Source organism: Streptomyces canus, from assembly GCF_001514145.1.
Classification (GTDB): Bacteria; Actinomycetota; Actinomycetes; order Streptomycetales; family Streptomycetaceae; genus Streptomyces; species Streptomyces canus.
Genome location: NZ_KQ948658.1, coordinates 110,359 through 123,287, shown reverse-complemented (window position 1 = coordinate 123,287; position 12,929 = coordinate 110,359). Strand labels below are relative to the sequence as shown.

Sequence of the window (12,929 nt, the reverse complement as noted above, 5' to 3'; positions counted from 1 at the left end):
GTCGTCGTGGTACCCGTCGTCCCCGCCTCACACTCAGGCCGCGTGATCCTGTTGGTGTCCAGCGTCACAGAGCCGGTACGGGCCAGCGCCCGCCCGTCGATGCTTGCCCCTGTGGTGGCAGAGATCGACGTCAGGGCCAGGATGTTGCCCACGAACGTGGAACTCGTGCCGAGAGTCGCTGAACTGCCGATCTTCCAGAACACATTGCAGGGCGAGGCGCCGTTGATGAGGCTCACCTCGCTTGCGGAGGCTGTGGTCAGGGTCGAACCGACCTGGAACACCCACACCGCATCAGGGTTGTCCTGAGCATCCAGGGTGAGCGTACCGGTGAGCCCCAGCCCGGACGATGCGGTGTATACGCCCGGGACCAGGGTCAGACCACCCGCATCTGGAGGAAGCGCCTCGTCCGTGGCCTGTCCCGCCGCGTCGTTGTACGCCGCGACCAGATCGGACTTGGCCTGAAGCGCCACAGCGTCCGCGGAGTGCTGAGTTCCGTCCACCAGGCCGGGCGGAAATCCGGTGATGGACGTTCCCGGACTCACTCCGATGTCCCCAGTGATGGCCGAGGGGCCGGTATTGGTGATTGACGCGCCGGCCAGAACCGCGAAACTTTCCGCGGTACCGAGCGGAACGGCCGTCGCGATGGCGCTCGCCGGCGTCGAAGTCGTCGCCAGGATACCGGTGGCGATCAGCGGGACGATTAGAGCGCTGATCCACATTGGTTTCAGGCGCCCTCGACGTGCACCCGGGCTACTTGGCGTCATTGAGGGAGTGCTCCTTCAGAGTAGCTGGAATGATTTCCGTCGCACGCATCCTACGTATAAAGGGGTTATGAAAAGGGCGACACGTTCAATGCGTCCGAGTGACTGCAGAGCGATCACTCAGTTGGACGGCGAGGCCATTCTGAAGAACCGTGCGAACTCCCGGCCGGGAATAGTCATATTGTCACCCACGAAAAGGGAATCCTTAGTGTTAAAAAATGCATGCCATCATGCTGTATGCCCCGTCGGGAATCTTGACCAGAAATATCGCTCTGACCTGCGAGAACATTTCGCAGCCGGCACCCGGGCAAGCACACGCGGGCAGCGTCGGCCTGCCTGCGAGAATATTAATAACGGTGCCCAATACCCCTCGGCCGTCTTCACCGACATCTATCGGCTGCCGAGGCGCCTTGCAGTGATCGCTATCGGCGGTTCTCGTGAAGTGCGCATGCCGCTGTGCCGCCCGGCACGCGGTCACGGTTTCCTGCGATGACCCGGTAGACCCCATGGGCGATCCAGCGAGTAGGCGGGAGACTGATCAGTGCCCCCAGTACCGCCCAGCCTCCACCGACGCTCATCAGCAGTTTGGCGACGGCCTGCGCGCCACCATGCACTGCTCCATGGGGCGTGACCCACAACAATTCGTATTCGGCCCGCTCCTGGCTGACGCCCAGCGCGTCCAGATCAGTTGCCTGCCACTGGGTGATCTCGCAACGCGGACGTAGCCGCTCCTTGGCGAAGAACACCGAGGTGGTACAGAAGGCACAGTCACCGTCATAGACAAGTACAGGTCCAGTCAGCATGGCCTCATCATGCAGCCTGCGGCCATGACACTGCCGGTTACCTCGCCGACGAAGTCCTTCGGGCCGTGAAGGGCGACGGCCCATCGGCGCACTTTTCCGACTGGACGAAGGCCAACTTCGCAGCGACTGGGCCTCCCCCGGCCCCGAGCGTCACGCGGTGGTCGTCGGCAGTGGCTCACGGCCGGCGGACTCCGCCTCGCCCACCACGTCGGCCGCGTCGGCCCGACCCTCGCCCTGAACTGAGCTTCTTCAGCGTTGCCGCTCCCTGACGTCATGCGGTTTGGGACTGCACGGGGATCTGCGGAAGATCTGTCAGGCCTTCAGTCGCGCAACACCGCGCTCGACCGGTGCCCGCGCCTCGGACAGCGCCCTGTTGACGGTCTTGTCGGCCAGGGTGCCGTCCATCAGGGCGAAGTCGGGGTCGGCCTCGCGCAGGACCTTCAACAGGCCCGACACACGCGCGGTGAGTAGGCGGATGACCGCGCTGGTGTAGGCGTTGGCGGTGGACTCGCTGATCCCGAACACTGCAGCGATCTTCGCAAGGGTGGTCTGTTCAGGCAGGTACACCAGTGCCACCACCACACACTGAGACGGGCGGAGCTTGCAGCGCCGGTCACGATCGCGGGTGACGGCGAGCACGGTCACCCATTCCACGAGCACATCCGGCAGGTCGAGCGCGGCAGGATAGATGACCAACGAGGCCCCCGAGCAGCGTGGTTGAGACGTCGGACATCTCGATCAACAGCCCAGGGGCCTCGCTCGACGCGCTAGATGGACCGTCACCTGTTTGGTGACCAACTCGAAGGAGCTCACTGATGGAAATCGCGGGCAGCCGCGTCGGAGAGCGGTGATCGGGCAGAGGCTGGGGTCGGCCGGGCGGTGGCGCGCGGCGTGTCGCCACCCGTCGCCCTCCCACACGCCACCACCAGGGCCGACGAGCAACCACCAGCCTCCGAGCCGACTGCCCCACGACCCTGGGAGTGGGCAAAAGGCTGACAAACCATTACTTCCATGGTTTCACGCGCGTTTCACAGAGTGCGGGTGAGTGCCCGCGACGTGTCGAAAGGGCAGGGAACCCATGAAACGGGCTATCCGAAACAGTGTGATCGCCGTCGCCGTCGCCTCCGGTGCGATGGCAGTCGCGGGGCCGGCGCAGGCCGACTCCACCGCTGACGGTTCCGCAGAGGGCTCGCCCGGGGTGATCTCCGGCAACAACATCCAGTTGCCCGTGGACGTCCCGGTGAACGTGTGCGGGAACACCCTGAACGTGGTCGGGCTCCTCAACCCCGCCATGGGCAACCGCTGTGCCAACGAGGGCGTCAAAGCCGGGCACGGCAAGTCGTCCGAGGCGCCGGGCGGGGCCGCGGCCCACGGCAGCGCTCACGACTCGCCGGGCGTGGTCTCCGGCAACAACGTCCAGCTTCCGGTTGATCTGCCCGTGAACCTCACCGGCAACAGCGCGAACCTGGTGGGTATCGGCAATCCCGCCTTCGGCAACGAGTCGGTCAACGGCCCGGTCGACCGTCCCAACGAGTCCGAGGACCGGTCCGTACCGTCCACCCCGCGGGTCCCGCACCAGCCGTCACACCCGGCCAAGGCGCACACGGCGCCGAAGGGGTCCCCCGCCGTCGTACAGCCGGAGGCGGCCGCCACCCTCGCGCACACCGGGTCCGACAGCCCCTGGGTGCCGAGCGTGGCGAGCCTGGCCCTGCTGACCGCCGGAGCGGTGCTGTACCGGCGCTCTCGTTCGAGCGCGGGCAGCCGCCAGGGGTGATCCCGGTCGGCTGCCTGGCGGGATGGTCACTCGAGGTGCCTCGCCTGCCGGATGGTGTCGGCGAGCTGCCGTACCGCCCGGTCCTCCGTGATGTCCGCCAACGTGTCCGCCCGGTCGGCCAGTTCGCTCAGGCGTGGGGCTCCCGGCAGGGGGCTCCAGCGGTCGTCGCCCCGGCGGAGGGCGTCGGCGAAGTAGGCGGCCACCGCGGTGACCTGGAGGCGCGGGCTCGCGCTGCCCAGGGAGTCGGCGAGGCTGTCCGACTCCAGTTGGCCCGACTCCTCGTGCGGGGTGCGGGTCTCGGGGTCCTGCCAGCGAACGGTGGCGGTGGCGAGGTGGCCGTCCGCGCCCGCCCGGGTGCGGACGGCGTAGAGGGCGGTGACGGTGTGACCGGGGCCGACCTCGCCGCCGTCGACGCGGTCGTCGCGGAAGTCGTCGTCGGCGACGCGGCGGTCGTCGTAGCCGACGAGCCGGAAGTCGGTGACCGTCTCCGGATCGAAGGCGACCTGGGCCTTGGCGTCGCGGGCGGTGAGGTCGATGTTCTGCGGGAGCTGCTCGCAGAAGACCTCGCGGGCGTCCTTCTCGTCCGAGACGTACGTGGTGTGGCCGTCGCCCTTGTCGGCGAGGCGTTCCATCAGGGCGTCGCCGTAGTCGCTGCCCACGCCGACGCCGAAGAGGGTGATGCCGTGCTCGCGGCGGGCGCCGTCGATGCGGTCGAGGATGGAGTCGGGGTCGGTGTCGCCGTTGTTGGCAAGGGCGTCGGAGACCAGGACGACCCGGTTCGTGGCACCCTCGCGCAGGCCCTTGACGGCGGTGGCGTAGCCGGTCTCGACGCCGGCCGCGAGGTTGGTGGAGAACGTGGGCTCCAGGCCGTCGATCGCGTCGTGGATCTCGTCGCGGTTGCCGTCGAGGCGGGTCATCGGCAGGACGGTCTCGGCCTTGTCGCTGAAGGTGACGATCGCGACCGAGTCGTCGTCGCGCAGCCGGTCCGTCATCACGTCGAGGGACTTCTGGGCGAGGTCGAGCCGGCCGGGTTCGGACATGGAGCCGGAGATGTCGATGACGAAGGTGAGCGCGGCCGGCGGGCGTTCGCCGCGCGGCCCGGCCGCGTTCCGGGTGGCCAGGCCCACGCGGACCAGGGACCAGTTCTTCTCGTCGGTGCGGGCGCCGTCCACGGTCACCGTGAAGCCGTTGCCGTCGGGACGCTCGTAGTCCTGGCGGAAGCTGTTGACGAACTCCTCGGGGCGGATCGTCGAGGGGTCGGGGAGCTGTCCGTCGGCGAGGGTGCGGCGGGCGTAGCCGTAGGACGCGGTGTCGACGTCGAGGGCGAAGGTGGAGAGGTGGTCGGGGGCGGTGTCACGGGACTCGTCGTCCCGTTCGCTTCCCCGGCTGTACTCGGGGGCCGGGAAGGCGCTGGCGCCGTTCGCCCGGTCCTTACTGCTGTCGTCGCCCGAGCCGCCCGCCCCGCATCCCGTCAGGAGCAGGCCGCCCGCCGCGGTGAGTGCGAGGAGGGCGGCCCGCAGCCGCCGTGTCCCGTACCGGTCCATCGTCCGTGCCCCCTTGGCCAGTTGACGCCGTGTCTGTGACTGTGACGGGCCGGGGGGCCGGAACGTGCGTTACGGGGAGTTGCGGATGAATCTCGAACAGGGCACGGACGACGGCCTTCGAGACCGGTGGGTGATCCTCCGGTGACCTACGACACCACGTCCTTGCGGGCGAAACCGCGGAAGGCCAGCGCGAACAGCACCAGGGCGTACGTTATCGACAGGGCCGTGCCCTGGATCATGTCGGACCACTCCAGTTGCGGTCGGACGGCGTCGAGCCAGGCGTACTGCCAGTGCGAGGGCAGGAAGTCCCGCCAGTCGCCGAGCGCCGTCACCTGGTCGAGCACATTGCCGACGATGGTCAGGCCGACCGCGCCGCCGACCGCGCCCAGCGGCGCGTCCGTCCTGGTGGACAGCCAGAACGCCAGCGCGGCGGTGACCAGTTGGGACACGAAGATGTACGCCACTGTGACCAGCAGGCGCTGCGCCGCTGTGCCGGCGGCCAGCTCACCGCCGGTGGGCAGCTCCAGCGGGCCCCAGCCGTAGGCCGCCGTGCCGACGGCGAGCGCGACGAGCGGCAGAACCACCATCGCGGCGAGGCTGAGCCCGAGTCCGACGACCAGCTTGGACCACAGCAGCCGGGCCCGGGGCACGGGCGCCGCCAGCAGGTAGCGCAGGGAGGACCAGCCGGCCTCGGAGGCGACCGTGTCCCCGCAGAACAGGGCGACGGGGATGACCAGGAGGAAGCCCGCCGAGGCGAACAGGTTCACCGCGGCGAAGTTCGCGCCGGACAGGGTGGCCGTGTCCATCAGGTTCACCCGGGTGTTGCCGCCACCCGGTCCGCCGCCCACCTGGAAGGCGATGAGCAGCACGAACGGCAGGGCGACCAGGATCCCGGCCATGACCATCGTGCGGCGGCGCTTCAGCTGCCGGACCAGTTCCACCCTCAGGGGCAGCGTGCGGCCGGCGCGGTAACCGTCGGCGACCTCCGCGCTGTCGATCAGCGTGCTGCTCATGCGGAGTCTCCGATCAGGGTGAGGAAGGCGTCCTCGAGGCGGCGGTGGGGGCCGACCGCCTCCACGGGGACCTCCAGCCGCACGAGTTCGGCGACCAGGTGCCGGGCGCTGCCGTCGGCGTCGAGGCGGACCACCAGCCCGCCGTCGGTACGGACCGCCGAGGCCACGCCGGGCAGCGCGGCGACCTTCTCGACGAGAGGTTCGTCGACCGGGCCGGCCGTGCCGACCAGCAGGGTGTCGCCGGAGCCGATGATCTCGCCGACCGGGCCCGCCTGGACGAGCTGTCCGTGGTCCATGACCACCAGGTGGGTGCAGGACTGCTCGACCTCGGACAGCATGTGGCTGGAGACGATCACCGTGCGGCCGGCCGCGGCGTAGCGGATCATCACCTCGCGCATCTCGCGGATCTGCGGCGGGTCGAGTCCGTTGGTCGGCTCGTCCAGTATCAGCAGGTCGGGCAGGCCGAGCATGGCCTGGGCGATGGCCAGGCGCTGGCGCATGCCCTGCGAGTAGGTGCGGACCGCGCGCTCCAGGGCGGTGCCGAGGCCGGCGATCTCCAGGGCCTCGTCCAGGTGGGCGTCCTGCGGCGGGCGGCCGGTGGCCCGCCAGTACAGCTCCAGGTTCTCCCGGCCGGACAGGTGCGGCAGGAAGCCCGCGCCCTCGACGAAGGCGCCGACGCGGGACAGCACGGGGGCGCCGGGCGCGATGGCGTGGCCGAAGACGCGGATCTCACCGCCGTCCGGTGTGATCAGGCCCATCAGCATGCGCAGGGTGGTCGTCTTGCCCGCGCCGTTCGGGCCGAGCAGGCCGAGGACCTGGCCCTTCTCGACCCGGAAGGACAGGTCGCGGACGGCGTAGCGGTCTGCGGACTTGGCGTACCTCTTGCTCAGGTCGCTTATCTGCAGGGGGACTTCGGCGAGGCCCGGGTCGGGAGCGGGGGCCGTGGTGCGGCGCCTCGCCGTCAGGAGGAGGGCGAGCGCGGTCACCGCGCCGGCCAGGGGCAGCCACCACACCCACGAGGGCAGTGGCGCGGCGGCGTCGCTGTCGGCGAGGGTGGTCGGCACCTTCAGGTCGCCCTTGAGGGAGACCGTGTACGTGGCGGGGGCGGCCGGTGAGGCGTAGCCGAGGTCGGTGGAGGCGAGGACCAGGCGCAGCCGGTGGCCGTCCTGCACCTCGTGGTCGATCGCCGGGAGGGTGAGGGTGACGTCCTTGCCGGCTTTGGCGCCCTCGACGCGGAGGGGCTCGACCAGTTGGGAGGGCAGCACCTGCTGTCCGCGGCCGGGGCCGACGTCGTACACCTTGGCGAAGAGGACCGCGTCGTCGCTCGTCGACTTCACGTGGACGGTGACCGTCGGGGACCCGGTGATCTGCAGGTCGTCCTTGAAGGGGGCCGACTCGAAGGCGGCGTACTGGCCGGGGAAGTCGAGGGAGATCCCGACGCCGAGCGTGGAGAGCTGGGCGAGGCCGCCGGCGCCGCCGAAGCCGGGCAGGGCGGAGACGGCGGGCGGGCTGGAGCCGGCCGGGTTCTCGAAGGACTGCTCGCGTCCGGCGAGGGCGATCGGGCGCGGGTCGCCTTCGAGGCCGGGGTAGGTGTCGGCGTCCACGCCGCTCAGCCGGGTCTCGCCGTCGCCGGTGTCGGTGCCGAGGGTGCGGGTGACGCGGAAGGCGGGGCCGGTGTCGGCGCCCTTGTCGTCCTTGAGGTAGCGGTCGAACCAGGAGGCGACCCGGGCCTGGACCCGGCCGGTCTCCATGTCGCCGCCGTCGTGCCCGCCCGCGATCCAGTCGACGTCGACGGGGGCGCCGTTGGCGCGGATCGCCTTGGCCGCGGCGTCGGCCTGGCCGAGCGGGAAGAGGGAGTCGGTCTGTCCCTGCAGCAGCAGGGTGGGCACCTTGATGCGGTCGCCGACGGCGGACGGCGAGCGCTCGTCCAGCAGCTTCTCGGCCTGCGCGTCCGGGGTGCCGGACTCGGCGACCCGCTCGTACATCCGGCACAGCTGCGGCTCGAACTTCGCGCAGCCGCCGCCGGAGTTGACGAAGATGCCCGCCCAGAGCTTCTTGAACACGCCGTTCGGGAAGAGCGCGTCGCTGAGGTTCCAGTAGGTGATCGCCGGGGCGATGGCGTCCACGCGGTCGTCGTAGCCGGCGGCGAGCAGGGAGATCGCGCCGCCGTACGAGGCGCCCGCGACGCCGACGCGGGGGTCGCCGGGCTTGTCGAGCTGGACCTGCGGCTGCCGGGCGAGCCAGTCGATCAGTTTTCTGACGTCCTGGACCTCGCCCTTCGGGTCGTTCAGTCCGATCTTCCCGGTGGACCTGCCGAAACTCCGCGCCGACCAGGTCAGTACCGCGTACCCGTCCCGCGCCAGGTTCTCGGCCTGTTCCCGCACGTCGTCCTTGCTGCCGCCGAAGCCGTGCGCGAGCAGGACGGCGGGGCGGCGTCCCGCGTCGGACGAGGTGAAGTACGAGGTGTCTATGCGGACGCCATCGAGGGCCATGATCTGGTCCTCCCGGTGCACCGGGGCCGGCTTGTCGTCGGCCACGGCCGTCCATGTCCCGGCACCGGCGAGCACGACGACGGCGGCCACGGCGGCGGCGAGCCGTCGTGGCCGCCGTCGTAGGTCACGCAGCGGCGGCAGTCGAAGATCCATGTGTCAACGGTACGGGGTGAAAAGGCCGGTGAGTCGCCGACCAGGGGGTGAACCGGGGCCATCCCGTGGGGGTACGGCGGCGTTCTCGTGTACCGCGTTCGCGGTACGGCCGGCGGCCGGTGACACGACGGCGCCCCGACTCTCCTGCGGAGGGTCGGGGCGCCGTATGAGCTGTATGCGCTCAGTGGTTGCGCGGGAAGCCCAGGTCGACGCCCGCCGGGGCGTCGGCCGGGTCGGGCCAGCGGGTGGTGACGACCTTGCCGCGGGTGTAGAAGTGCGTGCCGTCGTTGCCGTAGATGTGGTGGTCGCCGAAGAGCGAGTCCTTCCAGCCACCGAAGCTGTGGTAGCCGACGGGGACCGGGATCGGGACGTTCACGCCGACCATGCCGGCCTCGACCTCCAGCTGGAAGCGGCGGGCGGCACCGCCGTCCCGGGTGAAGATCGCGGTGCCGTTGCCGAACGGCGAGGCGTTGATGAGGGCGATGCCCTCGTCGTAGGTGTCGACGCGCAGCACGGTCAGCACCGGGCCGAAGATCTCGTCCTGGTAGGCCTTCGCCGTGGTCGGGACCTTGTCGAGGAGCGAGATGCCGATCCAGTGGCCGTCCTCGAAGCCCTCGACCGTGAAGCCGGAGCCGTCCAGGACGACCTCGCAGCCCTCGGCGGCCGCGCCCGTGACGTACGACGCCACCTTGTCGCGGTGCACCTTGGTGATGAGCGGACCCATCTCGGAGGACGGGTCGTTGCCGGGGCCGATCTTGATCTTCTCGGCGCGCTCGCGGATCTTGTCGACCAGCTGGTCGCCGATGGCGCCGACCGCGACGACCGCGGAGATGGCCATGCAGCGCTCACCCGCGGAGCCGTAGGCGGCGGAGACGGCGGCGTCGGCGGCCGCGTCCAGGTCGGCGTCCGGCAGGACCAGCATGTGGTTCTTGGCGCCGCCCAGGGCCTGGACCCGCTTGCCGTTCGCGGAGGCGGTGGTGTGGATGTAGCGGGCGATCGGGGTCGAGCCGACGAAGGAGACGGCCTTGACGTCCGGGTGCTCCAGGAGGCGGTCGACGGCCACCTTGTCACCGTGCACGACGTTGAAGACACCGTCGGGCAGACCGGCCTCGGCCAGCAGCTCGGCGATCTTCAGGGAGGCCGACGGGTCCTTCTCGGACGGCTTGAGGACGAAGGTGTTGCCGGTCGCGATGGCGATCGGGAACATCCACATCGGGACCATCGCCGGGAAGTTGAACGGCGTGATGCCCGCGACGACACCGAGCGGCTGGCGGATGGAGGCGACATCGACGCGACTGGCGACCTCGGTCGACAGCTCGCCCTTGAGCTGCACGGTGATCCCGCACGCCAGGTCCACGATCTCCAGGCCGCGCGCGACCTCACCGAGCGCGTCGCTGTGCACCTTGCCGTGCTCGGCGGTGATCAGTTCGGCGATCGCGTCCCGGTTCGCCTCGAGCAGCGCCCGGAAGCGGAACAGGATCGTGGTGCGCTTGGCGAGCGAGGAGGTGCCCCACGTCGCGAACGCGTCCTTGGCGGCGGCGACCGCGGCGTCGACCTCGTCGACCGACGCGAACGCGACCTTGGTGGTGACCGCGCCGGTCGCCGGGTCGGTGACCGGCCCGTAGTTCCCCGACGCGCCTTCGACGGTCTTGCCGCCGATCCAGTGGTTGACGATCTTCGTCATGACCGAGTACTCCTTCACAGATGGCGGCGTCGGGTAGAGACGTGCCGTTCGTACAGCTCTCGGGCCTTCACCGCAGACGGTCGGGTCGCGGTTTCGGCCACAGGTACATCCCACCAGGCCTGCGCCGGAGGCGCGCCCGACACTGTGTCTGCCGTTTCGGTCTCGACGTAGACACATGTGGGAGTGTCGGCGGCCCGCGCCTCTTCGAGGGCGGCGCGGAGGTCTCGTACGGTCTTCGCGCGCAGCACGCGCATACCGAGGCTGGCCACGTTGGCGGCCAGGTCCACGGGCAGCGGGGCGCCCGTGTAGGTGCCGTCGTCGGACTGGTAGCGGTAGGCGGTTCCGAAGCGCTCGCCGCCGACCGTCTCGGACAGGCCGCCGATGGAGGCGTAGCCGTGGTTCTGGATCAGGAGCAGCTTGATCGCGATGCCCTCCTGCACGGCCGTGACGATCTCCGTCGGCATCATCAGGTACGTTCCGTCGCCGACCAGGGCCCAGACGTTGCGGTCGGGCGCGGCCATCTTGACACCGATCGCGGCCGGGATCTCGTAGCCCATGCAGGAGTAGCCGTACTCCAGGTGGTACTGGTCCCTCGACCGGGCGCGCCACAGCTTGTGCAGGTCGCCGGGGAGGGAGCCGGCCGCGTTGATGACGACGTCCGACTCGTCCACCAGGGCGTCCAGGGCGCCGAGGACCTGCGGCTGCGTCGGCCTGATGTCGGGCTCGTCGGCCTCGTAGCAGGCGTCGACGCGCTGCTCCCAGCGCTCCTTGTCGAGCGTGTACTCGTCGACGTACGCGCCCGTGACGCGGTGGGCGTGCATCTGGAGGGCCTCGGTCAGCTCCTGGAGGCCGCTGCGGGCGTCCGAGACCAGGGGCGCACCGGCGAGCTTGTGGCCGTCGTAGGGCGCGATGTTGAGGTTGAGGAAGCGGACGCCGTCGGCGGCGAACAGGGTGCCGGAGGCGGTGGTGAAGTCCGTCCAGCGGGTGCCGACGCCTATCACCAGGTCGGCCTGGCGGGCCAGTTCGTTGGCGGTGGCGGTGCCGGTGTGGCCGACGCCGCCGACGTCCTGGGGGTGGTCGTGGCGCAGGGAGCCCTTGCCGGCCTGGGTGGAGGCGACCGGGATGCCGGTGGCGCTCGCGAACTCGGCGAGGGCCTCCTCGGCGCGGCTGTGGTGGACTCCGCCGCCGGCGACGACGAGCGGGCGCCGGGCGGCACGGATCGTCTGTACCGCTTCGGCGAGTTCGGTCGGGTCGGCGCCCGGTCGTCGTACGGTCCAGGTGCGCTCGGCGAAGAACTCGTCCGGCCAGTCGTGGGCCTCGGCCTGGACGTCCTGCGGGAGGGCGAGGGTCACGGCGCCGGTCTCGACGGGGTCGGTGAGGACCCGCATGGCCTGGAGGGCGGCCGGGATCAGGGCTTCCGGACGCGTGACGCGGTCGAAGTACTTCGACACGGGCCGCAGACAGTCGTTGACGCTGATGTCGCCCGCGTACGGCACTTCGAGCTGCTGGAGGACCGGGTCGGCGACGCGGGTGGCGAAGGTGTCACCGGGCAGGAGCAGGACCGGGAGGTGGTTGATGGTCGCGAGGGCCGCGCCCGTCACCAGGTTGGTGGCGCCCGGGCCGATGGAGGTCGTCACCGCGTGGGTGGAGAGGCGGTTCGACTGCCGCGCGTAGCCCACGGCCGCGTGCACCATGGACTGCTCGTTGCGGCCCTGGTGGTAGGGCATGTCGTCGGCGTACTCGACGAGCGCCTGGCCGAGGCCCGCGACATTGCCGTGGCCGAAGATGCCCCAGGTCGCGGAGATCAACCGCTGCCGTACGCCGTCGCGTTCGGTGTACTGGGCGGCCAGGAAGCGGACCAGCGCTTGCGCGACGGTCAGGCGGGTGGTCATCGGTACCCCTCCGTGTGGTCCGGGTGGAAGCAGATCCGCCACTCCCGCGTCTCACCCGGTCCCGCCATGACGTTGAGGTAGTACATGTCGTGGCCGGGCTGGGCGATGGACGGGCCGTGCCATCCGTCGGGGACGAGGACGGCGTCGCCGGAGCGGACCTCGGCGAGGACGTCGGATCCGCCCTCACGGGAGGGAGATACGCGCTGGTAGCCGAACCCGTTCGGGCCGTCGATCTCGAAGTAGTAGATCTCCTCCAGCTCCGCCTCCACGCCGGGCCGGTGTTCGTCGTGCTTGTGCGGCGGATACGAGGACCAGTTGCCGCCGGGAGTGACCACCTCGACGGCGATGAGCTTGTCGCAGTCGAAGGCGTCGGCGGAGGCGAAGTTGCGGACGTGCCGCAACTGGCTGCCGCTGCCGCGTTCTTCGACGGGGACCTCCGGCGCGGGGCCGTAGCGGGCGGGGAGTCGTCGCTCGCACTTCGCTCCTGCCAGGGCGAAGCGGCCTCCCGCGCCGGAGGCGATCGATGCCTGGGCGTCCCGGGGCACGTACGCGAAGTCCGAGACTCCGGCGAACACGCTTTCCCGGCCCAGGAGTTGGAACTCTTCGTTGTCGGTGTGGACGGTACAGGCGCCCTCCAGCGGAAGCACGATCCACTCGCTGTCACCGGAGGTGAAGGTGTGGGTGCCGCCGGGTGCCAGCTCGACGATGCGCAGGCTGCTGTGGGTCCAGCCGGCCCGCTTGGGGTCGATGTCCAGCGTGTACTGGGCGTTGGCGGAGCCGCCCTTGGGGACGTACAGCTCGTTCTGTGTCATG

At 70.2% G+C, this 12,929-nt stretch carries 9 protein-coding genes and 1 pseudogene; 1 reads left to right on the top strand and 9 read right to left on the bottom strand.

The features are described from left to right. The 3 genes and pseudogenes from AQJ46_RS10030 to AQJ46_RS10025 all read right to left on the bottom strand — a co-directional run. A partial coding sequence (locus tag AQJ46_RS10030; protein WP_225887288.1) for an ice-binding family protein occupies positions 1–719 on the bottom strand: 719 nt, incomplete at its 3' end. A gap of 464 nt (positions 720–1,183) precedes the next feature. Beyond that, on the bottom strand, positions 1,184–1,564 hold the full coding sequence (locus AQJ46_RS51995) for a thiol-disulfide oxidoreductase DCC family protein (protein WP_079072208.1): 381 nt from the start codon (positions 1,562–1,564) through the stop codon (positions 1,184–1,186). A gap of 315 nt (positions 1,565–1,879) precedes the next feature. Beyond that, positions 1,880–2,260, bottom strand: a pseudogene (locus AQJ46_RS10025) (transposase family protein); the annotation flags it as partial. A 406-nt stretch (positions 2,261–2,666) separates the two neighbouring features. Between AQJ46_RS10025 and AQJ46_RS10020 the strand changes: the two are divergent. After that, the gene (locus tag AQJ46_RS10020; RefSeq protein ID WP_059205234.1) at positions 2,667–3,338 is read left to right on the top strand and encodes a chaplin; all 672 of its coding nucleotides are present in this window, start codon (positions 2,667–2,669) and stop codon (positions 3,336–3,338) included. 26 nt (positions 3,339–3,364) lie between these two features. Here AQJ46_RS10020 and AQJ46_RS10015 read toward each other — a convergent pair whose 3' ends face one another. The 6 genes from AQJ46_RS10015 to iolB form a co-directional block, all read right to left on the bottom strand. After that, positions 3,365–4,882, bottom strand: coding sequence for a vWA domain-containing protein (locus tag AQJ46_RS10015; protein WP_059205233.1), 1,518 nt, complete (start codon positions 4,880–4,882; stop codon positions 3,365–3,367). 146 nt (positions 4,883–5,028) lie between these two features. Continuing rightward, on the bottom strand, positions 5,029–5,895 hold the full coding sequence (locus tag AQJ46_RS10010; RefSeq protein WP_059205232.1) for an ABC transporter permease: 867 nt from the start codon (positions 5,893–5,895) through the stop codon (positions 5,029–5,031). Further along, a complete protein-coding gene (locus AQJ46_RS10005; RefSeq protein WP_059205231.1) occupies positions 5,892–8,540 on the bottom strand; it encodes an alpha/beta fold hydrolase in 2,649 nt (882 codons plus the stop codon). The genes AQJ46_RS10010 and AQJ46_RS10005 overlap by 4 nt, the downstream gene beginning before the upstream one ends. Before the next feature lie 181 nt (positions 8,541–8,721). After that, positions 8,722–10,224 carry a CoA-acylating methylmalonate-semialdehyde dehydrogenase gene (gene mmsA / locus AQJ46_RS10000; protein WP_059205813.1) on the bottom strand — a complete coding sequence of 501 codons (1,503 nt, stop codon included), beginning with the start codon at positions 10,222–10,224 and terminating at the stop codon, positions 8,722–8,724. A gap of 14 nt (positions 10,225–10,238) precedes the next feature. Next, positions 10,239–12,116, bottom strand: coding sequence for a 3D-(3,5/4)-trihydroxycyclohexane-1,2-dione acylhydrolase (decyclizing) (gene iolD, locus AQJ46_RS09995; RefSeq protein ID WP_059205230.1), 1,878 nt, complete (start codon positions 12,114–12,116; stop codon positions 10,239–10,241). Next, the gene (iolB, locus tag AQJ46_RS09990) at positions 12,113–12,928 is read right to left on the bottom strand and encodes a 5-deoxy-glucuronate isomerase (protein WP_057609616.1); all 816 of its coding nucleotides are present in this window, start codon (positions 12,926–12,928) and stop codon (positions 12,113–12,115) included. Before iolB ends, iolD begins: the two co-directional genes overlap by 4 nt. Position 12,929: the final 1 nt, after the last annotated feature.